This is a genomic window from Leptospira chreensis (assembly GCF_016919165.1).
Taxonomy (GTDB): Bacteria; Spirochaetota; Leptospiria; order Leptospirales; family Leptospiraceae; genus Leptospira_A; species Leptospira_A chreensis.
Map to the genome: position 1 here is coordinate 122096 of NZ_JAFFPS010000071.1, position 21786 is coordinate 143881.

General features: G+C 39.8%; 13 protein-coding genes. 9 read left to right on the forward strand and 4 right to left on the reverse strand.

Going from position 1 to position 21786, the window contains the following annotated elements:
* The first annotated feature begins 128 nt into the window (after positions 1-128).
* Together JWG41_RS18870 and JWG41_RS18875 are read left to right on the forward strand one after the other, a co-directional pair.
* Positions 129-6005: a LamG-like jellyroll fold domain-containing protein gene (locus JWG41_RS18870; protein WP_205271354.1), complete on the forward strand. Its 5877-nt coding sequence runs from the start codon at positions 129-131 to the stop codon at positions 6003-6005.
* Between the two features lie 4 nt (positions 6006-6009).
* Positions 6010-6456, forward strand: coding sequence for a c-type cytochrome (locus JWG41_RS18875; RefSeq protein WP_232374117.1), 447 nt, complete (start codon positions 6010-6012; stop codon positions 6454-6456).
* An 8-nt stretch (positions 6457-6464) separates the two neighbouring features.
* On the opposite strand, the gene JWG41_RS18880 is transcribed toward JWG41_RS18875, so the two are convergent.
* Both JWG41_RS18880 and JWG41_RS18885 read right to left on the reverse strand, forming a co-directional pair.
* Positions 6465-7220 (reverse strand): hypothetical protein, encoded by a 756-nt coding sequence (locus JWG41_RS18880; protein WP_205271355.1) that lies wholly within the window; start codon positions 7218-7220, stop codon positions 6465-6467.
* On the reverse strand, positions 7217-9181 hold the full coding sequence (locus JWG41_RS18885; RefSeq protein ID WP_205271356.1) for an acetoacetate--CoA ligase: 1965 nt from the start codon (positions 9179-9181) through the stop codon (positions 7217-7219). Before JWG41_RS18885 ends, JWG41_RS18880 begins: the two co-directional genes overlap by 4 nt.
* A gap of 91 nt (positions 9182-9272) precedes the next feature.
* Here JWG41_RS18885 and JWG41_RS18890 point away from each other — a divergent pair, with 91 nt between their 5' ends.
* Genes JWG41_RS18890 through JWG41_RS18915 form a run of 6 tightly spaced genes read left to right on the forward strand, consistent with a single transcriptional unit; the run spans position 9273 to position 17760 of the window.
* Positions 9273-10643, forward strand: a complete 1371-nt coding sequence (locus tag JWG41_RS18890; protein WP_205271357.1) for an MBOAT family O-acyltransferase — start codon at positions 9273-9275, stop codon at positions 10641-10643.
* 8 nt (positions 10644-10651) lie between these two features.
* Entirely contained in the window at positions 10652-11740 is a 1089-nt protein-coding gene (locus tag JWG41_RS18895; protein WP_205271358.1) for a DUF1574 family protein, read from the forward strand.
* Positions 11741-11744: 4 nt separating this feature from the next.
* Positions 11745-12140 carry a hypothetical protein gene (locus JWG41_RS18900; RefSeq protein ID WP_232374118.1) on the forward strand — a complete coding sequence of 132 codons (396 nt, stop codon included), beginning with the start codon at positions 11745-11747 and terminating at the stop codon, positions 12138-12140.
* A gap of 40 nt (positions 12141-12180) precedes the next feature.
* Entirely contained in the window at positions 12181-13512 is a 1332-nt protein-coding gene (locus JWG41_RS18905; RefSeq protein ID WP_205271359.1) for a TolC family protein, read from the forward strand.
* Positions 13509-14648: an efflux RND transporter periplasmic adaptor subunit gene (locus tag JWG41_RS18910; protein ID WP_205271360.1), complete on the forward strand. Its 1140-nt coding sequence runs from the start codon at positions 13509-13511 to the stop codon at positions 14646-14648. The genes JWG41_RS18905 and JWG41_RS18910 overlap by 4 nt, the downstream gene beginning before the upstream one ends.
* Position 14649: 1 nt before the next feature.
* A complete protein-coding gene (locus tag JWG41_RS18915) occupies positions 14650-17760 on the forward strand; it encodes an efflux RND transporter permease subunit (protein ID WP_205271361.1) in 3111 nt (1036 codons plus the stop codon).
* On the opposite strand, the gene JWG41_RS18920 is transcribed toward JWG41_RS18915, so the two are convergent.
* Positions 17709-18515, reverse strand: coding sequence for a dienelactone hydrolase family protein (locus JWG41_RS18920; protein ID WP_205271362.1), 807 nt, complete (start codon positions 18513-18515; stop codon positions 17709-17711). The two genes, JWG41_RS18915 and JWG41_RS18920, sit on opposite strands and share 52 nt — an antisense overlap.
* 285 nt (positions 18516-18800) lie before the next feature.
* Between JWG41_RS18920 and JWG41_RS18925 the strand changes: the two genes are divergently transcribed.
* Positions 18801-20507, forward strand: a complete 1707-nt coding sequence (locus JWG41_RS18925; protein WP_205271363.1) for an acyl-CoA dehydrogenase family protein — start codon at positions 18801-18803, stop codon at positions 20505-20507.
* Between the two features lie 98 nt (positions 20508-20605).
* On the opposite strand, the gene JWG41_RS18930 is transcribed toward JWG41_RS18925, so the two are convergent.
* Positions 20606-21784 carry a fatty acid desaturase family protein gene (locus JWG41_RS18930; protein ID WP_205271364.1) on the reverse strand — a complete coding sequence of 393 codons (1179 nt, stop codon included), beginning with the start codon at positions 21782-21784 and terminating at the stop codon, positions 20606-20608.
* Positions 21785-21786 lie beyond the last annotated feature (2 nt).

Genomic DNA, 21786 nt, shown 5'->3' on the forward strand with positions numbered 1-21786 from the left:
TCTAAAGGTACATTCCCTTGCCTTAGGAAAGAAATTTTCTCGACTTTGTAGATTAGTGTATTTTACTTTTCGATAATAGAAACAGTCGCCAGATAAAGGTTCCCTGCTCTGTCTATTCATCGAAAAATATGAGTTATCTCCAAAGAATCTGTATCTATTTTGTTCTACTGCCGCTCTTTGCTTGTCAATTTCCAAGCATCAATCGGTCTTTTTTGGAAACCTATTCCACCTTTCGTTTTTTACAATCCAACACTCTTACGTATTCTATTTCCTTTCGTGTTTCGGGACTTATGGGATCCGGTCTCCAAATCGAAAACGATGGGGATGTTGTGGATGTATCGACAAACCAAACTTATACTTTTTCTAAAAAAATCCAATCCGGTTCTCCTTACAATGTAACAGTCAAAACACAACCCGCATCCCCCATCCAAAAATGTATTGTTTCGTCTGGGTCAGGAACAGTGCTTAACGGCAATATCGAAGGGATTCAAATTGTTTGTGGGGATGCCCTTTATCTCATTTATGGAACAGTAACGGGACTTCTTGGAAATGGCCTCCAAGTACAAAATGTAACTGGTGCCGGCACCGATGTGATCAATGTCAATTCCACAAATTTTTCCCTTCCCCCCATTCCGGCAGGAGAGACTTATAATTTTAACATCATAAGCCAACCCACAAGTCCAAGCCAAACTTGTTCCATCACATCTCCTGGAGTGACAGCAGGAACCATGGCAGCAGCGCATTTACCTGCCGCCATTAATTGTACAACCAACTCTTATGTAGTAAATGCACAAGTGACTGGGATTTTAGGAACACTCACTACTGGCAATGAACTCAAACTTACGTTAGATGGTTCAAATACGATCAATGTTACCACAGCTGGAACTTTTGCCTTTCCGGGAACCTATTTGAGTGGTGGGACATTTTCTATCGCCATTGACAACCCAGGTGGCATCATTACGACAGGGGTTTGTTCTTTGGCTTCTGCTACAATCACTGTTGCGAACGGGGTCTATAACATTCCCGTCAATTGTAGCAATGCATTTTTAATCAGTGGCACAGTCTCCAGTCCCGGCGGAACCACAACCAGTATCCTCAGCGGTTCTGTGACATTAGATTTAGTGAATACGGGAGGGACAGCATTTACTACCCAATCGGTCACAGTCAATGCCGGTGTGACGAACTTTTCTTTTCCTTCTACAATCCCTGGCGGTTCGGATTATCAAATTGTAGTATCTGCACAAGCACCTAATCAAGTCTGTACGATGACAGCGGGAGGAACCCATTCGGGAACCAATTCTGATGTCGGAACTGCGGTGGTAAATTGTAGTTTGCCAACACCAACCTTTTCCCCTGTAACTGGATCTATTTTTAATGATGATGGAACAGTCACCCTATCCACCCTCATTCCGGGATCAGAGTATCGTTATACATTAGGAAACGGAGGACAAGCAGATCCGACTTGTTCCACAGGAACTGCGACAACAACCACAGTTTCCATCACCGATACAAACCAAGCCGTCATCAAAGCCATTCATTGTAAAACCGGTTGGGTGGAATCGGCAGTTGCAAACTCCATTTATACTCTCAAAGTGGCTACGCCAACTCCTAGTTTGGCGACCGGGTCCTTACTCAACTCAGGCCAGTCCGTTAGTTTTTCAACCACAACCACGGGAACCACTTGGGTTTGTTCGGAAGGTGCTGCCGGAACTCCCACAGATCCTGTTTGCGGCGGAACAACAAATACATGTTCTACGGGGACATTAGGCAATTATGTATTCCCCACACCTGGTTCTTCTCAAAATGTAAAAGTTCGTATGTGTAAATCCAACTATGTGGGTAGCGACATCTTAAGTTTGAACTACCAACCCAATGTGTACACTGTCGGCGGAACGATCAGCACGCTCACAATACCTTTCGGACTCAACACTTTTGTTTTACAAAATAATTTAGGAGATGATTTGACCATTGCAGGAAATGGAACCTTCACCTTCAACACAGCCATTCCCACAGGTTCCAATTATTCAGTGACGGTTCTTTCTTCACCGCAAAACCCTTGGCAAACTTGTAATGTTACCAATGGATCAGGTACTGTGGGTTCTGCGGCCATTACAAGTATAACCATAGCATGTACGGTCAATCAGTATGCCATGAGTGGAAACATTACAAGTACTGTGCCCTTACCTTTAGGACTCACTGTCACCAATGGAGTCGATACCGTCAATCTTCCTGGTGGGTCGACTTCCACACCCATCTCCTTTGTCACACCGATTTCCAGTGGAACCAATTATGATATCAGCATTACTGCGGAACCACCAGGTTATGTCTGTGCCATCCAATCCAATTATTCGGGAATCGTACTCGGAGCTAACATTACCAATGTGACAGTGAATTGTATCCAAGGATACCGGTATGGAAATGCCATCTCTAGTAAAAAACCAGCTCCCATCCAAATGCATTACTATCGTGGCCTCGTGAGTACAACGGCCGGGCAAGCCACAAGTGGTGGCAGTGATGGGATTGGAGCTGCGGCCACCTTCACAAATATTGGTGGGATCACCTTTGACGGAACCAAAGGGTTTATCGTCGATTCCGGTAATCATAAAATCAGAGTTTTTAATCCAGGAAGTAATGCCGTTACATCCCTTGTAGGCAATGGAATCATTGGGAACACAGCAGGATCAGGTGCCGTCAGTGCCTTTAATTTTCCAAGAGCAATCACTACCGACGGAACCTATCTCTATGTTACAGAATATACGGGAAATAGAATCAAAAGAGTTCTGATTAGTTCCGGTTTCGCGGAAACACTGGCAGGAGACGATTCTACAATTTCCCCGACCAATGCCAATGTAGATTCTGTCGATCCTACGCAAGCAAGGTTTGCCTCTCCGACAGGAATTGTTTTCGATGATGACAAACTATACGTTGCAGACAGAAATAATTCAGCCATCCGAATCATAAAACTTCGAACAAGAGAAGTATCAACACTCACAAGCGGTGGTGATATCAACCAACCAGAGGGGATCACGGTTTCTGGTGATTATATTTATACTACCAATTTAGGAACTCATAACATTACAAAAACTCATAAAGTGACTGGGGCCACCACTATCCTTGCTGGGAGTACCAGTATTGGATTTGTTGAAGGAACAGGAACTAATGCCAGTTTTGTGATGCCACACGGACTCACTCATGATGGAATTTTTTTATACGTAGCTGATTATGGAAATCATCGGATCAGACGAGTTCATATGATAACGGGTGAAGTCCTCACCATCGCCGGTTCTGGTGGAACGGGACTTGTAGATGGAGAAGGTGTGAATGCATCTACCGATTCGCCTATGTACATTGCTAACCTTGGAAATATACTTGTATTCGGTACCAACCATACACTACGAACCGTCAACTCCTCAGGACTATTAGCATACTACCCACTCAATGGCTCGGTCGCCAATCTCGTGAATACCCAAACCATCACAGCAATAGGAAGTCCAGGTTTTGGATTGGGTCGATTTGGAGAAACCTCCGGTGCCGCCAGTACTTCCATCGGAAATGCAGGGACAGCACCTTCCCCTACTACCTCTACAAATACGATCACAATGTCTGCTTGGTTCCGCTGGGACGGAACAAACGCTGGCATTGGCAAGGTGATCATTTACAATGGAGTCCTTGGTTCTACGGGCCATGGACTTTTCATCGATTCTGATAACCATTTGGTTGTCTCCAGAGGTGGTTATCCAAATGACTCCACTAACATAACCATTGTTCCGAATTTATGGACCCATGTTTCCATGACGGTGAGTGGAAGTAATGTTTATCGAGTTTATGTAAATGGTAACTTAGTTTTTGAAAAACAACGTATAACCAATGCAATCAGTGGAGATTTTACGATTGGCGTGGGTTCTGGTGCTTCCTTTTTCTTTCCAGGAAGGATTGCGGATGTTCGGTATTATTCGCGCGTTCTCAATGAAGCAGAGGTCAATGACCTAGCTCGTAATGCCGATTCCAGCCTTGTCGGAAATTCTTATTCTTCTCGTCCAATCGAACTTCTCATGCAGTACGAAATGAACGGCAATTTAGATCCTACGGGATCGGTCGGAGGAACCCTTGGCTTATATGGAATGTTTTCTGGATTCGCACCTGGTCGAGACCGAAGTCCAGGCTCCAGTGTGCGACTACTTGCCAGTGACAATGGTTATGCGAATGGTCCAGAACTCGGATTACCATTAGGCCAACACCCGCGTAGTGTTTGCGTTTGGGTTCATCCAGAAAGATATCCAGTGAATGGCCAGAACTCAGCCATCTTTTCTTACGGAACTGCAGGAGGGGGAACGGAATTCATTCTCTCCATGTATACGGATGCCGGCGGAAACAACTTACTTCGATATGGTGGACTCGGCGGTGGTGAAGTCTATACGACTCACACGGTTCCTCTCAACCGATGGTCACATCTTTGTGGAATTTTTGATGGAAACGACGGCTATATCTACTTGAATGGTGTTGATATTGCAACCTCATTTGGTATTGGTTCCGCAGTGAATACAACTCCAAGCACAGGAATTTATGTAGGAAGAATGATGACCTTCCCCACGCAAACCTTTGCTGGTAAAATGACTGACCTTCGTGTTTATTCCAAAGCGTTGACCGGGAAAGAAGTAAGGCTAATGTCTGCTCAAATTCCAGTGGGTCTTGTGGCTCGTTTTGACTTTAATAAAAGCATAGAAGATGTGAGTGGAATGGGGAACCAATTGCTGAATATGGGTGTTGGCCTTTCCTTTGATCGATTTGGGAATACCTCATCCGCAATTAGTACAAATGGAACGAATTACCTTTCTGTTTATACTACCAATACCCAATTACCAAAAACAAACAAACCACGAACCGTTTGTGTACATTATAAATCCAGTCTCACTGATCCTGGGACTATGGTGAGTTATGGGCAGGCGAGTACAGACAGTTTGATTTCTCTCGGAACCGCAAACACTGGTAGCAGATATTTATTTTCAGGATTTGGAAATGATGTCGAAGGACTCTACTACAACCACCAAAATGTATGGCACCAACTTTGTGGAGTTTTCCATGGACCAGCTAATGGTGATTTGGCTATGTTATACCATAATGGGGTCCTGTTGCACACAGAAGTCAAAAATACTTGGAATACCAATCCGACTGCCTTTACCATTGGAACAAGAACTGACCTAACCACTAGTTTTTCTGGGTTTTTGGATGATGTATTAATTTACAACCGAGCTTTGAGTACGGATGAAATCCAATCCCTTTCTGGTTATGATCCAAGACAAGTGGCTTCCTGGTCTCCGACTTTAGGTCTTAGCAGTTTTCGACTCCATCTAAGTGCCGATAGTTTATCAAACCAAAGCAATGGAGCAGCGGTAACAACTTGGCATGACCGCAGTGGTAATGCCGCTTCCTTTTTTAATGGAAGCGCTGCTCCAACTTATAGTAGTACAGGATTTAATGGCAAACCATCGGTTTCCTTCAACTCATCTAATTCGGAATATCTATTTCGAGGTTCCGTCCTAGACATCCCTTTCGCAAACTCCACTTTCTTTTTAGCCTTTAGTCGGACAAACACTGCCGATGCTCCATTATTGGAATCAGCAGCAGGTGGGGTTTCTTACAATATCCAAAGTAACCGAGTGCATATGACTAAACTTACGGGAACTGACATTGGCTATAGCAATCCAGTGTTTGCAGGGACACTTGTTCCTTATTTATTCGCCGCAGAACATGTCTCAGGTTCTTTATTTGGAATGTTTTCCAACGGTGCTCCCGTTGGGATCACAATGAATACAGCGCAAACATTTACACAGAACAATATCTATTTAGGAACCAATGAAAGCACTTCTAGTTTCTTCTCAGGACATATCAGTGAAATACTCTATTACAAAACGAGTCTGACAAGTTCAGGGAGAACCATCGTATATTGTTATTTGTCCCAAAAGTATAATATAAGTTTAACTGGATCAGGAATCCTTTGCGACTGATCCAATGGATGATCCTTCTTTTGGAAATCAAACTATGATTTTGGTTCCATCATCCCATAAAAATTCTTCTCGAATATTCTATTGGTTTCTTTTGCTGATTCTATTTCCCCTCTTGATTGATTGTTCCCCAGACAATGAATCTCCCATAAAAGAACCACCTCCCCCACCAGCAGTGACCGTCCCTTTTCCAGAAGCCATGTATGTACAAAATGGATGTGCTTCTTGTCATGGAATGACCGGCAATGGGCGAGGAACCAGATCTAGTTTATTATCCAATTCACGAATTCCTAACTTCCAAGATAAGTCGACTTATATTTATGGATCTACCAAAGAAGCCATAGCCAAAACCATTAAAAATGGAATTCCAGGAACGTATATGAAAGCTTATTCTCATATGCGAAAAACGGAAATTGATTCCGTAGCAGAATACATCCAAAAGATGCAAAAATAATTTTGTTTTTATCTTCCTAAATTCATTAACGTAGTAAACATTTCACAAGCAGTCACAGAACCTAACTCACATGAGTCGCTCAGTTCTTCCAAAGCAATCGTGATCTCTTCTGATTTTTTTGTTTTTAACCGACTAAGAGCACTGGATTCCAATTCCTTAGCTTTGGAAATTTGGTTCTCTGGATTTTGAATCTTCCAAGGGTTAGGTCTTTTTTCAAAAGACAAACTATCTAAAAATACCTGAATATCTTTTTCTATTTGAGGATAAACAGATTCGTAACAAGTGATTAAAATTGTGAACCCGAACTCTTCCTCAGTGGCAGTGATATAGTGTTGTACGATTGTATCTTCTTTATCTTTAAAACTTCCCAACATTCCTAAAAACTTATAACCGTTTTCGGTATTCGGAATTTTTTTTATGGAAAAAGATTTACGGATACTAGTGATCAAACTAAATCTTCTAGATTCTGCATGGAAAAGAATAGGATGCAAGGGAAGTTTGTTTTCCGATTCTTTAAAAAGAATCACGAGGGCGGGGATGATTTCTCTTCCCGATTCCTCTTTGAGTGCTTGTGTTTTAAAATGATCGAACTTGGTGGTGAACCCATTGGATCTACGTTCGGTAAGATACCACTCGGAAGGTAAATCAAACAAGATACAGTTTGTACGAAAACAGGATCTCCAAGGAACAGAATTTGCACTTAGATTCATAGAAACTAACAAAGAAATTGTTAGATATCCCAAAAGAATCCGAATTAAATTCATACACTGAGTTCCTTTCGATTTTTAAAATGTTCGAGTGAATTTGGGTTTGCTAATGCATTTTTATTTTTTACTTCCAAACCAGCTACTGTTTGTTTCACGGCAATTTCGACTTTTTTGCCATTGACTGTATAAGGAATCTCGGGAACGGAAAGGACAAGGGCAGGGACATGCCTTGGAGAAGTTTCCAATTTGATTTTTTCTTTAATTTTTTTGATTAGAGTTTCATCCAGAGAAATTCCCGGAGCAGTGACCACAAACAAAACCACACGAACATCATCCTTATACTCTTGGCCAATGATCACACTGTCCTTCACTTCGGAAATGGTAGAAACTACAGAATAGATGTCAGCAGTTCCAATCCGCACACCGCCGGGATTTAGTGTGGCATCAGAGCGTCCATAAATCACCAAACCCAACTCCTTTGTGATGGAAGCAAAATCACCATGACACCAAATATTATCATAGGTTTCAAAATAGGCCGATTTGTATTTAGCTCCCGACTCATCGTTCCAAAAAGAAAGAGGCATCGAAGGGAATGGTGTAGGACAAACGAGTTCCCCTTTTTCGTTTTCGACAGACTTACCCATATCATCAAAAACTTGTACATCCATTCCTAGTCCCTTACATTGGATTTGGCCTTCGAACACGGGTAAGGTGGGATTTCCTAAAGCAAAACATCCGTTTAAGTCGGTTCCTCCAGAAATAGACGAGAGTTGCACATCTTTTTTTATATTTTCATAAACATAACGAAACCCAGAATTAGGAAGAGGAGAACCTGTAGAAAGGATTACCTTTAATGCTGGTAACGGATACTTAGATTTGACCTGAACCTTTTCTTCTTCCAATACAGAAAGATATTTGGCACTGGTACCAAAAACTTGGATGGATTCTTTTTCAGCCATCGACCATAAAGTTTCCCAGGAAGGATGGAATGGATTTCCATCAAATTGGTATAAGGTGGCCCCTAAAGCCAAAGCCGACTGGGACCAGTTCCACATCATCCAACCGCAAGTTGTATAATAAAAAAATCGATCTTGTTTGGATAAATTACAATGTAACGAAAGTTCTTTGGTATGATTGAGTAAAACTCCCCCACCCTGGACAATACATTTTGGAAGGCCCGTTGTTCCGGAAGAAAACATAATATAAACTGGATCGGAGAAACTAATAGAAGTATAAATGATTTTGTCAGACGAGTTTGGCGGATTGATATCACTGTATCGAAATGGAGAATGGATTTTACCAAAATCCTTTAAGGGTTCTACAAAATCATAGATGATGGTTTGTTTGAATTCGGAACCACCAGCTTTTGCTAACTGGAGGGAAACTTCTTCTAATTTATCTGTAATCGAAATTTTTTTGCCTTTGAACAGATAAGCTTCAACGGAAAGAAAAACTTTCGGTTGGATTTGTTCGAACCGGTCAAGGATTCCCCTAACACCAAAGTCCGGTGAGGCGCTAGACCAAATAGCACCTAACGAAGTAGTTGCCAACATCCCAATGGTAGCAATCGGCGCATTTGGCAAAAGGCCAACAACTCGGTCACCCTGTTTCACACCAAGAGAAATCAAATGTTTTTGTAATTTTAGAACTTCATCTTTTAGTTCCGAATATTTTAACCTTTGAATCTTTCCATCTTCTGAATAAAAAACCAAAGCCAAATCATTCGGACTTCCCACTTCCAATAAATTTTCAGCAAAATTATACAAGGCACCAGGAAACCACTGGGACTTTGAAAAATGAGTTCCGCGATCTAAGGTTCGTTCCGGTTCTTTATGTAACTTAAAACCGGAATAGGACAACCATTCCTTCCAAAATAAATCGGACTCATCCACCGAAAACTTATGGAAAGAAACATAATCAGAAAATGATTTTGCAAACCGTAATTCCAGATGACCTTGGAAACGGGAAAGGTTCGTATCTTTTGAATGAGGAGTCCAAAGTATATTTTGAGTCGCCATGAAGACTGATCTTCCTGGATTTGATTTTTGAGGCAAGTATGATTGTGTAAAATGACTGGTAGAAAAAAATATCGGGGAAATTCTAGGAAAAATGCTGTTCAATTCCGTTGACTATCTCTTCTTCTTTATTGCTTGTTATTCTATTTATTGGATAGCTCCTGGAAAGTTCAGAAAGTACATCCTCATTTTCTTTTCACTGGTTTTTTATGGATATTGGAGTCTTTCTTTTTTAAGTCATTTTTTACTCTTCATTCTCATCACACATTTTTTTGTTTTAGCCATCCTCAAAACTAAAAAGAAAATCTTCCTCATCTTAGGTGTGGTGATCAACTTACTGAATCTTTGTTTCTTTAAGTACATTTTAACTTACTTACAATTCTTAAGTAAGGAAGGAGAAATCTCCATCCCATTCATTCAATCGTTAAGTGAATTTGCACTTCCATTAGCCATCAGTTTCTATACTTTTCAAATGATTGCTTACCTCGTGGATGCTTGGCATGGAAAATTCAACGAGTCTCCTTTTCTAAATTTTTTACTCTTCATTTTATTTTTCCCTCAACTCATTGCGGGTCCCATTATGCGCCATGATGATTTTTATGAACAAATCGATCGTGCGAAACTCAACTGGGATTTTGTTCACCGTGGAATTTTACACATTCTTTCTGGTATCATTAAAAAGGTATTAATCGCTGATCAAATCGCAAAGTCCATCAACCCAGTTTTTGCTGATCCTTCAGGATTTGATGGATTGAGTATCCTTCTTTCGACTGTGGCTTTTTCTTTACAAGTGTATGGAGATTTTTCCGGGTATACGGACATTGCACGTGGGTCTGCATTTTTACTCGGGTATGAAATTCCTGAAAACTTTCGTTCTCCATTTTTATCAGTTAGTTTTTCCGAATTTTGGTCCAGATGGCATATCACATTATCAACATGGATTAGAGATTACCTATACATTCCGCTCGGTGGAAACCGAGTTTCCGAATCTAGATTTATGTTCAACACGATCACCGTAATGGCATTGGCTGGATTATGGCATGGAAATACGTATACATTTTTTATCTGGGGATTTTTACATGGAGTGTTTTTAGCAATTGAACGTTTCGCATTTGGTAAATTAAGCCGAAAGGAAATGAACATTAAACAAAAGATCTTTGGGTTTATTTATGTATTCATTGGATTCAATTTGATTAGTCCTTTTTTCCGTTTGGATTCATTAAAAGGAATTTATGCTTTCTGGTCGGCATCCACTTCCACTGCTAAAAATTTTATTTATAAACCAGATTTTTGGTTTCTGATCTTTGCTTGTTACCTCTTTCAATTTGTGGAATACAAAAACTATTTTAAAGAAAAACTACAACCGTATACAAATTGGTTAGTTCCTATCTTTACGATACTTGTTTTCTTTGCTTTAGTCAAAATTGAAAATCCTGTGGAAACATTTATCTATTTCCAATTCTGAGAGACACCATGAACCAAAAACGTATTTATTTTTATCCATTTTTCATTATCTTTACTCTCTTTCTAATTGATAAATTGGTTTGTATACCGGAGTTCAGAGAAGCTGGACGCAGGGCTTATAAATCTGGACAAAACTTATTCCTTGGTTTACCAAAAGTATGGGAGGAAGACAAAAAACTTCAGTCAGAAAAAACTAAAGTTGCTCTTGTTACAGGGACTTCTCGTTCCGATATCTTCCATGAATGGGAGAACATTCCGGTAAACAAATCCACATATGCGGAACCAGTTTATTTTGAGACCAGATCCGCCATCAAAGCTGGAGAATATTTTTTATTTTATCTAATGATACAATCTATGACAAAGTCTGGATTCAAACCAGATGTTTTATTCTTAGAATTCTCAGAAGAAATGTTAAATGAAAACAATGTATACTCTTACAAAACAAAATGGCAAGAGTTAATGTTACATGAAGATGAGTTAATTGACATTTACCCAACTTTTAATTCTAAGTTTCAAAGAGAAATCATCACCAAATTATTATTTGTTTCTTACAATTATCATTTTAGACCGATCCAAGGAATTTCTAACTGGGTCAAAGGTAAAACAGTTACCGATGATACATACTTTATTGCAGTCTCATCTTATCTAAACAAAAAAAGACCATTTAATCCTGCGAATGCGGGCATTGAATTAGATCGTTTCACACCAGAAGAATACAAAGCTCGTATTGTAGACTTCAGCGAATCACAACGAGAACTTTTACTTTCTAAATATACTCTTTCTGAAACCGAATATGGATTTTTGAAACGAATCATCCAACACGCAGAAGAACACAATATTCCCACAGTTTTTTGGGAACCACAAATCCATCCCTACTACAACCAAATCAGAAAATCGATTACGGGAGGGGATTTATTTGAAACTTTAGGTCGATCTTTGGTTGATCCAAATTCGAAAAATATTCGTCTAATCTCTTTGAACAAAGGAAATACAAACTGCAAAATTTTCGTGGATAGCAGCCATGTTTCCCCTCTTTGTGTTCCAGAAATTGCAGATAAGTTATTGCAAACTGCGAAGGAGATTCCAAACTTTAAGTAATCTTATGAAGTTAGATCGAAAAAAATCCAAATTCTGGAGGCAAGTTTTCCTATTTAGCTTTGTATTTCTATTTTCCGCCAATTTTATGTACCAACGCATCGTTGACAATGAGGTCAACTGTGGGCTCATTGGTTCTCCTGAAAGTGGTTGCCCCTATGCTTTTTTGGATCATGCCTTAGATGTTAATGCTGGCCATGATTTGAATGAAGAAGGGGAACATACTGACCATGTTTGTTTTTCTTGCCCATGTAATTTGATTGTATCTGTTTCTTGGGACTTATATCTCTCTCATATACTCATCCAACTCCATAAAGTTTATATCCACCAACCAGAACTTTTAATTCCTCAACTTGTTACTGTAAATAGTTTCTTCCGCCCACCTAAACATAACCTTACTTAGTTGATTCGCAATTGTATTGCGTGACCACTTTGGAGGTTTTATGAATTTTTATTTTTTTCCCATACAACGGAAGATACTTCTTTCTTGTTTGGTTTATATCTATGTTCTCGTTTTACCAATCCAAGCGGAATCTAATGATTCCTTGGGAGGTAATTGTCAAAAATACAATTCAATTCAGGAACTCAGTCATTGTATTGTGAATAAACATCCTGACTATCGAATTGAAGAAATCAAACTTAAGGAAATATCTGGAAGGAAAAAAGTAGCTTCTTATTATTTTCCTTCCAATCCCGTTTTTAATGGTTATATGGCCGCAAGAAAAGGGGATACCTCAAGCCCCTCTTTACTTTCAGGGCCTAATGCCGCAAATAACTTTCAGGTAATGGTCAATCAAGAGATCTTTACCAATGGAAAACGAGAGATTGCCATACAGATTGCAGATGAAGAATTTAAGGCGCAAGTTTTCCGACTAGAGTCTGTAAGGCGAATCTTAGAATTTGAAGCTTTAAAAAAATTAACCAGATATCGTTATCTACATTTGGAAGAAGAAAACAGTCTCAATAGTTTAAATCTTGTCAAAGAACTAAAAAAAGTATCCAAAGCAAGAGTGAACGAAGGCCTTTCGCCAGGGATTGATGAATCCTTATCAGAATCAGAAGAAATTAGGATTTTTAAAATCTGGAATCAAATCCATAGATTATCGGAAAATGCAAAATCAGAGTTAGAAGTATTACTCGGATTTTCTTTAGAAAAAGAAACCATCCAAATCCAACATTGGATTTTGCCGAAAGACCTACCAAAAGAAAAACTCGATTTAATCCAATTGGCGATGAATATGCGTCCCGAACTTTTGTTATCGGAAAAGGAAATTGAGTTATCCCTTCTTCGTCAAAACGAAGTGAGACGTCAAAAAATTCCAAACGTAACTTTAGGTGGCTTCGCACAGAATGATGGATTCAATGAGAGAGTTGTGGGAGGTTTGGTGAGTTTCCCAATGACTGTTTGGAGAGATTATGAAGGGGAAACCATCATTGCCTCTTCCCAAATTGATAATTCCAAAGAACTGAAAGAATCTGTTTCCAGAAATATCAAACAGGAAGTTTTGTTTGCGCTGACAAACTATCTCACTCTTTCGGAAGAAATCAAACTTTATGATACACAAACAATGGACCGGGCCGAATCAGATTTAAAAAATCTTCAAGAAGCAATCCGATTTGGAAAAATCAAAATCATCGATGCCATCAACCACCAAAGAATTCTTTTACAAACAAAACTAAACTACCTGAACACAAAAACCGAATTCGAATTATCTCAAATTGAACTCGTTCGTGTTCTCGGTCTACCTAGCGACTCATTAGGAGTCAAACCATGAAAAAACAAACAATCATTCTAATAACGTCCATTCTGTTTATTTTTCTCTCTTTCTATTTATGGAAATCTAGAGAGACTCACACCAATTTGGAAAATCAAAAGGAATCCAAAGACATAGTCAAACTACTCGGAGAAAATCGAAAAAACCTCCAGATCGAAACAACAATCATTAGAACAGAACCCATCCAAACCAAAATCGAACTGATTGGTGAAACAGAAGCGGTTCCCGATGCCATCATTGATGTACCAGCAAGGATCTCAGGACGGATTACATCTGTTTATTTTGTGGAAGGGGATTCGATTAAAAAAGGTCAAAGATTAGCAACGATTGATTCTCCTGAACTAGCGAAACTTCGGTCTACCTATTTAGTAGCAAAATCAAAATATATAGCTTCGGAACAAAATCTAAACAGAATCCATTCCCTAGTAAAAATGAATCTTGCCGCCAAACAAGAGCTAATTGATGTTGAATCAAATTTAAAAGTGATTGAATCGGAAAAAAATGCTGCCGAAGAAAATTTACGAGCCAATGGACTTCCCATTGATCATTCGACATCAGGAGTGTATACAGTCTTTGCTCCAAGGGCAGGCCTAGCCCTCTCCAGAAATGCAATTCCAGGTTCTATCGTTTTAGGAAATCAAATCCTAACAACAATCGCAGAACTTTCTTATTTCTGGTTCCAAGCAAAAATTTTTGAAAATGATTTAAAACATCTCTCGGAAGGAGATCGCGGTAAAATCGTTTTGAATGCTTATCCTGATTTAGAATTCGAAGGAGTTTTAGAACATATCGGAGAAAAAGTGGATCCGGAATCTAGAACTGTACATGCCAGAGTTGTTTTTAAAAACAAAAATCGCAAAGCAAAGATTGGATTGTTTGGAAAGGCCCTCCTAACGGTACATGACAGACAAGGAATTCAAATTCCTGAAGAGGCTATCCAATCTTATCAGAATCGAAAGTTTATCTTTATCGAATCTAAACCAAATGAATTCCAATGGAAAGAAATCACAACTGGAAGTGCCGGTGAAGGAAAAGTAGAAGTCCTTTCTGGTCTTGTGGAGGAAGAAAGTATTGTAACTAAGGGAGCTTTTGAACTCAAAGCCATTCTCTTCAAATCAACCTTCGGGGGAGAATGATATGGAATTTTTAACAAAAATTGTCCAAATTTCTCTACAAAATCGATTATTGGTTTTGGTTTTTACAACGTTACTCGTGTTTGGTGGAATTTATTCTTTTGCGCATCTAAAAGTGGATGCAGTCCCAGACATTACCAATGTACAAGTGCAGGTAATCACCACATCCCCTGCTCTATCTACTTTGGAGATTGAACAGTACATCACTTTACCAGTAGAAAGAGCCATCACGGGAATTCCGAATTTAATCGAAGTCCGCTCGGTTTCTCGTTATGGATTTTCTCTAGTCACAGCAGTCTTTTCAGATGGAACTGATTTATGGAAAAGTAGACAACTGGTTAGCGAAAAACTAACGGAAGCCTCAGAAAACATCCCCGCTATTTTTGGAAAACCTGTGATTGGTCCCATCACAACAGGGCTCGGGGAAGTGTTTCAATTTACTTTAGAAAGTGAATTCCATAACCAAATGGAACTCACCACTTATTTGAATTGGTACATCAACCCCGCTCTAAAAACCGTTCCAGGGATTGTGGAAGTGAATAGTTTCGGAGGAAAAACAAAACAATACCAAGTCATAGTTGATCCCTTTAAAACGGCGGCACTTGGTCTCTCATTAAACCAAATCGTAACGGCAGTCCAATCCAATAATCTTTCTACGGGGAGTGGATACATTGAAAGGGCCGGCGAACAATTGATTGTCGGAAGTGATGGATTATTAAAATCAATTTCCGATTTTGAAAAAATCCAAGTGGGGAAAATGGGAGACGGGTTCCCCATTTATTTAAGTAGTGTTGCAAAAATAATTGAAGGACCAAGACTACGAAAAGGTGCCGCCACTGCAGCGGGGAAATCTGAGGTGGTTGGGGCCGTAACACTGATGTTACTCGGTGAAAATTCTTTAGAAGTAACAACGGCCGTAAAAGAAAAAATCACTCAGATCGAAAAAACCCTTCCCACTGGTATGAAGATCAAACCGTATTATGATCGTTCGATCATGGTTAAAAATACATTAAACACAATTGTTTGGAATTTATCGGAAGGTGCCATCCTTGTCATCATCATTCTATTTCTTATGATTGGTGATTTTCGCTCAGGACTTGTCATCGCATCGGTCATTCCCCTTGCCATGTTATTTGCCATCAGTCTTATGTTTTTGCGAGACCTTCCCGCAAACTTGATGTCGATGGGAGCCATTGATTTTGGACTCATCGTGGACGGGGCCGTCATTCTGATAGAAAACTCACATAGGCGACTCGGACAGAAAAGAAAGGAATTAAAAAGAGATCTTACCGACAAAGAACAAAAGGAAACCATTCTATCGGCAACCATCGAAGTCCGTAAAGCCACCATCTACGGAGAAATCATCATTGGAATTGTTTATATTCCCATCCTTACCTTAAGTGGAACGGAAGGAAAGATGTTCATCCCTATGGCAACCACCGTACTTTTTGCGTTACTCGGTGCCTTCTTTTTGACACTCACACTCATTCCTGTTTTAGCATCTTACTTTTTAAAGGGCGGAAATATCGCAGAAGGAGAAACAAAGTTTTTCCAAAAAATTCATAACTGGTATACTCCGAAACTAGACTATTGCCTGAAGGAACCAAAGAAGGTAACCTATTCTACAATTGGTGTCCTTGTTCTTTCGATCCTTTTATTCTTTCGCTTGGGAGGAGAGTTCCTTCCCAAATTAGATGAAGGGAACCTTCTCATCGAAGTCAGTCGGTATCCATCCACAACATTGACAGAATCGGTTTTATCTTCTATGAAAATAGAAAAAACTATTTTAGACGAAATTCCAGAAATCACAGAAGTGGTTTCGAGAACTGGTTCTCCTGAGTTGGCCATTGAACCTATGGGTGTCGAAAAAACAGATTTGTATTTGGATATGAAACCAAGATCAGACTGGAACTTGTCCAAAGAAGAAATTGAATCCAAAATACAAGAGATCATAGAAAGAGTGGCCCCCCATGTCGCCTATGGACTTTCCCAACCCATAGAAATGCGAAACAATGAGATTATGGCCGGAATCCGAGCCGATGTGGGAATCAAAGTATTTGGAGATGATCTAACCAAACTAAAACTGGTAGCAGAAGAGATAACATCTAAAATCAAACATATCCCCGGTGTTGTGGATCTACGCATTGAACAATTGTATGGACTCGAATACCTTCGCATCAAACCAAACAGAGAAAAGTTGGCCAGGTATGACCAGTCCATTGTGGATATCAATCGTGTCACAGAATCCATTTCTTCAGGAGTTCCCGCAGGGATTGTTTATGAAGGAATGAAACGATTTGAAATTGTTGTGAAAACGGAAGTAGAACCAAAACCCGGACCAATCAAAAACATCCCAGTCAGGGTGGGAAAAAACACTTTTGCCCCGTTACACGAGTTAGCGGAAATCCAAATTGAAGATGGGCCAGTACAAATTTACCATCAAAACCAAAACAGGTATGCTTTAGTTCAATTTAACATTCGCGGAAGTGATATGGTAAGCACTGTGAACTTAGTCCAAGATGTTTTGGAAAAAGAAATCAAATTTCCATCCGGGTATCATTATACAACAGGAGGAGAGTTTGAAAAATTTGAATCGGCTACAAAAACACTCTATGTTGTTGTACCAATCACACTTTTGATTATTTTTCTAATCCTCTACTTTGCATTTAACGAGATATCGGCGGCAATCATCATTTTTCTCAATGTTCCCTTTGCCATCACAGGAGGAATCTTTGCTTTGTATCTCAGGAATTTGCCATTTAGTATTTCTGCGGGTGTGGGTTTTATAGCGCTCTTTGGAATTGCTGTCCTGAATGGGCTTGTGCTCATCAGTTTCATTCGAAGTTTGGAACAATCGGGAAAAAGAAAAGAAGAAGCAGTGAAAGAAGCCGCTTTGTCAAGACTTCGCCCGGTTCTCACAACCGCTCTCCTTGCATCCATTGGATTCATTCCCATGGCAATCAGCACATCACCCGGAGCAGAAGTCCAAAGACCTCTTGCCACCGTAGTGATTGGAGGGTTAGTATCAGCCAGTGCCCTTACCCTCTTTGTGCTTCCTCTCGTCTATTTGAAGTTTGCTGCAAAAAAGTTCTCCATACTTTCAAAGGATGCATAATCAGCTTTCTTGTTGTATGCAAGTCCTGGTAATCCGCGATCTTCTGTCCCTGGTCGAGTGAATCCATGAACGGCTCCCGGATGAGAAACAAAACTCACCGGAGCCTTCGCATCCGCAATGGTTTTGACAAATGTATCTACGGAAGCCTTCGGAATAAAAGGATCATCAGCACCGTGATGGACTAAAACTTTAGTTTTGATTTTTTTCACACCCGTTGCCAGATTCTTACTAGCTAAAAAACCGTGAAAAGAAACCACTCCCCCTTTTAAATCAGCACCGTCTAGCGCCAGTTCAATGACTCCACCGCCACCAAAACAATAACCAATCGCTCCAATTTTACTGGAATCTACATTGGGATTGGATTTTAATATTTCAAGAGCCTTATAGATTTTTTTCAAAAGAATCTTGGGATCTCCATTGGCACTCGATAGTTTTCCCGCTTCCACATGGTCTTTTGCAAGAATTCCTTTTCCGTAGATATCCATAACAAAAGCAACATAACCTAAGTCGGCGAGTTGTTTCGCTCTTTGTTTGGGATAATCATTCACTCCCCACCATTCATGGATCACAAGAACACCGGGACGTTTTCCAGTGGCAGAAGAATCGTTAGCGAGAAATCCTTCATAGGTTTTCCCGTCCAATTTGTATTCCACAGCAGTTCCCGAAACTGTAGACTTTACGGGAAATTGTACCGTTGGTACGCTCGCACATTGAATCGCAAATACAAGCGTGAGAATGGAAATGAGTTGTTTCATATGTCTCCTGTTCCGTCAAAAAAACAAGTTCCTTCGACAGAGATCGATTTAGAATTCTAAATCGGAAATCCAAAAAAGAAACCTTAATTTCCCTAGAAAGGAACCAGATTTGTTACAATCAAAAATCAATTACTATGTTCTTTTTTGTCCCCTTCTCTCCAACGGAAGCAAAAAAGGAAACCGATCGGTTCACCTAAAATCATCGTTTCAATTTTTTTTGTTATACGATTTTTTTTAATCGCCTCATATTCATAAAATTCATCTTCTAATCCAAAAGGAATTTATATGATCCAAAGCAACTACTTTCAAACCAACGAAGATCTAAAGGAACACTTTTACGAACTGATTGATTGGAATGAAATCGTTCCTCTCTATGAAAATAATTTTTCTGATTCTAAACTTTATGCGGAGAACAGTAATCCTAGATTAGAATATGCACCATCTAATGTAGATGAGGCGAAATCCTTTTACGAAGAAATCCTAAAATCTTGCGGAGAAATTAGTGGAATGTATGTATCCCAAGTTGCCGCCACAGTGGATGCCAAAGGTCTAAAATTTGATAACGGTAACGTGATCCACCCGCAAGAAATGGTGGATGTCATTAAAATGTACCATGAGGCAGGTCTTGGTCCCGTTGCTTTCAAAAGAAGGTATGGTGGTCTCGGAGCCCCGAGTATCATTAAAGCAATCATTGCGGAGTTAATGTACCGGTCAGATAGTTCCATCACCATTGCCGTGGGAAGTATGGGACTAGCTGCGATCTTAGAAGCCTGTGCTACTGACGAGATGAAAGAAGAATGGATCCCTAAATTAATTTCTGGAAATTACACGGTCACTATGGGACTTTCCGAACCAGACTTTGGATCTGATTTACCGAGTGTAACTACAAAAGCAACTAAGACCAATGATAAGTGGTATTTGAATGGAACCAAAAGATTCCAAACAGTAGCTTGTGGGATCAACGGAAGCCCAGGCATTACACTCACACTCGCAAGAACAGGAACCCAAGAAAGTGGAGCCAGGGGTTTATCTTTTTTTATCGTTGAGAACAAAGATTATGCGGTGCAAGGAATTGAAAAGAAACTAGGAATCAAAGCATCAGCAACTTGTGAAACTGTTTTTGAAAATAGCGAAGGGCATCTTGTAGGAAAAGAGGGATTTGGACTTGTGAAGTATGTGATGGGAATGCTCAATGGTGCTCGTCTCAGTGTCTCTTCCCAAGGCACAGGCATTGTCACAGCGGCTTACGAAGAAGCTCTCAAATATGCAAAAGAAAGAATCCAATTTGGAAAACCGATTTATGAAATTCCAGCAGTACGCCGGATGTTGGATCGGATGGAAAGGGAATTGGCCGCGATGCGTTGCCTTATGGTAGAGGCGGCTTACTCTGTGGATAAATACTATTCGTATGAAGATGGTAGAACTGTTTCTCCAGAAGATTCCAAAACTGGCAAGTTTTGGGAGAAAGTTGCCAACACACTCACACCCATATCCAAATATTACAACTCAGAAATGTGTAATGATTTGGTTTATGACGGATTACAAGTATTAGGTGGAGCAGGATATACAGAAGATTATGATCTCTCCAGACTCTATCGAGATGCAAGGATCACCAATATCTATGATGGAACCACACAAATCCAAGTCAATGCGGCCATTGGTGGAATCACTTCTGGAATGAGTCCTACGGGAACTTTCCGAGCTTACTTAGATCATTTGGCAAAAGGATCTGAATCCAATTCCAAATTATTAGAAATCCGAACCCTGTTTGAATCCATTGTTGAAACTTACAAAGCGATTGGAGACCAACAAACAAAGGAAACCTATAGTTTTGAAGTAGTGGAATCAGCAGCAAGAGTGGTCGTAGGTTATTTGATGGAGAGAGCAAAAAACAAATCCACCAAAAGAAAAGAACTACGAACCCAGTGGTGTAAAGGATTTCATACAGATAGTTTGGCCATCCTTTCGGCAAACAAAATCAAACTTTCCTAAAGATGAAAAAAAAGGGCCCTCAAGAATTTGAGGACCCATAGAAAGGAAAGGGATGAACCTCCCACAATGCGTTAGTGGGAAGTTCTAGATAATTCAGGTTACATGCTGGTAACAGATTTCTCTTCTGGAAGGGATATCTGGAAACTAGGTTGCGGAATCAAAGTCTTTGGTTCCAAATATTTCTTTTTGTTTCCCATTAATTTTCCTGCAAAAGTATCTGGAAAAGAATAAGCAATGATTCGTTTCCAAACAGAAGCGAACTGTTTTACGAAACTTCCCGTGTTGTAGTGTTGACCATACTTAGCGCAGATTTCTTTCAAACGCGGTGCCACTTCACGGTAACGTTTTGCCGGCATACTAGGAAACATATGGTGTTCTATTTGGTGACTCAAGTGACCAGTCATCGTATAGAAAAAGTTACTGCCATCTAAGTTAGAAGAACCTTTGAGTTGTCTCAAGTACCACTCGGCTTTGGTTTCACCAGTGATGTCGTCTACGGAAAAGGATTCTGCATTTTCAGTAAAATGACCACAGAAGATCACCGCATAAGTCCAAAGATTTCGAATCAAATTCGCAATCAGGTTTCCTAAAATGATTTTTGGAAAATTCAAACCAGCAAGAAGTGGAAACAAAAGATAATCTTTTACTAGTTGCAATTCAATCTTCTTAAAGAAGACAGCTTTGTAGTCTTTTAAGGATTTTTTCTTTCTTTGTTTTTTTGGAATTTCCATGTATTCCACTCGAAATCCATGAGCCCCAACTCCCCACTGAAAGTTCATGGCAAGAAGTAAATTAGTGAAAGGTTGCGTTAGGTGGACAGGTTTCCATTTTTGTTCTTCTGTCAAACGTGTAAAATTATAACCATAATCATGGTCTTTGTTCAAAACGTTTGTATATGTATGGTGCATATAATTGTGATAGAACTTCCATTGGTGGGCATCACTCACAATGTCCCATTCAAATGTTCTTGAGTTGAATCTAGGATCGTTCATCCAATCATACTGTCCGTGGAGAACATTATGACCAAGTTCCATATTGTTGATGATTTTGGAAGTAGCAAGTAACAAGGTGCCTGCCACAAAAGAAATTGGTTCAAAACTAAAGTGCAGAAGTCCACGACCAAGGATCTCTGTATACCGATAGGTTTTATAAATAAATCGAATATGGTCTGCGTCTTCTTTTCCGACCTTAGCCATCACTTCATCGCGGAGTGTTTCCACTTCTTTTCCAAAGGCTTCAATTTCTTCTTTGTTTAATTTTTTGCTAATCGTTCTCATCT

What these genes read in the sequence shown, in the direction of transcription:
- JWG41_RS18895 (WP_205271358.1), top strand. Translation starts at nt 10,652, where the DNA reads ATGAACCAAAAACGTATTTATTTTTATCCATTTTTCATTATCTTTACT.
- JWG41_RS18905 (WP_205271359.1), top strand. Translation starts at nt 12,181, where the DNA reads ATGAATTTTTATTTTTTTCCCATACAACGGAAGATACTTCTTTCTTGT.
- JWG41_RS18875 (WP_232374117.1), top strand. Translation starts at nt 6,010, where the DNA reads ATGGATGATCCTTCTTTTGGAAATCAAACTATGATTTTGGTTCCATCA.
- JWG41_RS18920 (WP_205271362.1), bottom strand. Translation starts at nt 18,515, where the DNA reads ATGAAACAACTCATTTCCATTCTCACGCTTGTATTTGCGATTCAATGT.
- JWG41_RS18870 (WP_205271354.1), top strand. Translation starts at nt 129, where the DNA reads ATGAGTTATCTCCAAAGAATCTGTATCTATTTTGTTCTACTGCCGCTC.
- JWG41_RS18925 (WP_205271363.1), top strand. Translation starts at nt 18,801, where the DNA reads ATGATCCAAAGCAACTACTTTCAAACCAACGAAGATCTAAAGGAACAC.
- JWG41_RS18900 (WP_232374118.1), top strand. Translation starts at nt 11,745, where the DNA reads ATGAAGTTAGATCGAAAAAAATCCAAATTCTGGAGGCAAGTTTTCCTA.
- JWG41_RS18915 (WP_205271361.1), top strand. Translation starts at nt 14,650, where the DNA reads ATGGAATTTTTAACAAAAATTGTCCAAATTTCTCTACAAAATCGATTA.
- JWG41_RS18880 (WP_205271355.1), bottom strand. Translation starts at nt 7,220, where the DNA reads ATGAATTTAATTCGGATTCTTTTGGGATATCTAACAATTTCTTTGTTA.
- JWG41_RS18885 (WP_205271356.1), bottom strand. Translation starts at nt 9,181, where the DNA reads ATGGCGACTCAAAATATACTTTGGACTCCTCATTCAAAAGATACGAAC.
- JWG41_RS18890 (WP_205271357.1), top strand. Translation starts at nt 9,273, where the DNA reads ATGCTGTTCAATTCCGTTGACTATCTCTTCTTCTTTATTGCTTGTTAT.
- JWG41_RS18910 (WP_205271360.1), top strand. Translation starts at nt 13,509, where the DNA reads ATGAAAAAACAAACAATCATTCTAATAACGTCCATTCTGTTTATTTTT.
- JWG41_RS18930 (WP_205271364.1), bottom strand. Translation starts at nt 21,784, where the DNA reads ATGAGAACGATTAGCAAAAAATTAAACAAAGAAGAAATTGAAGCCTTT.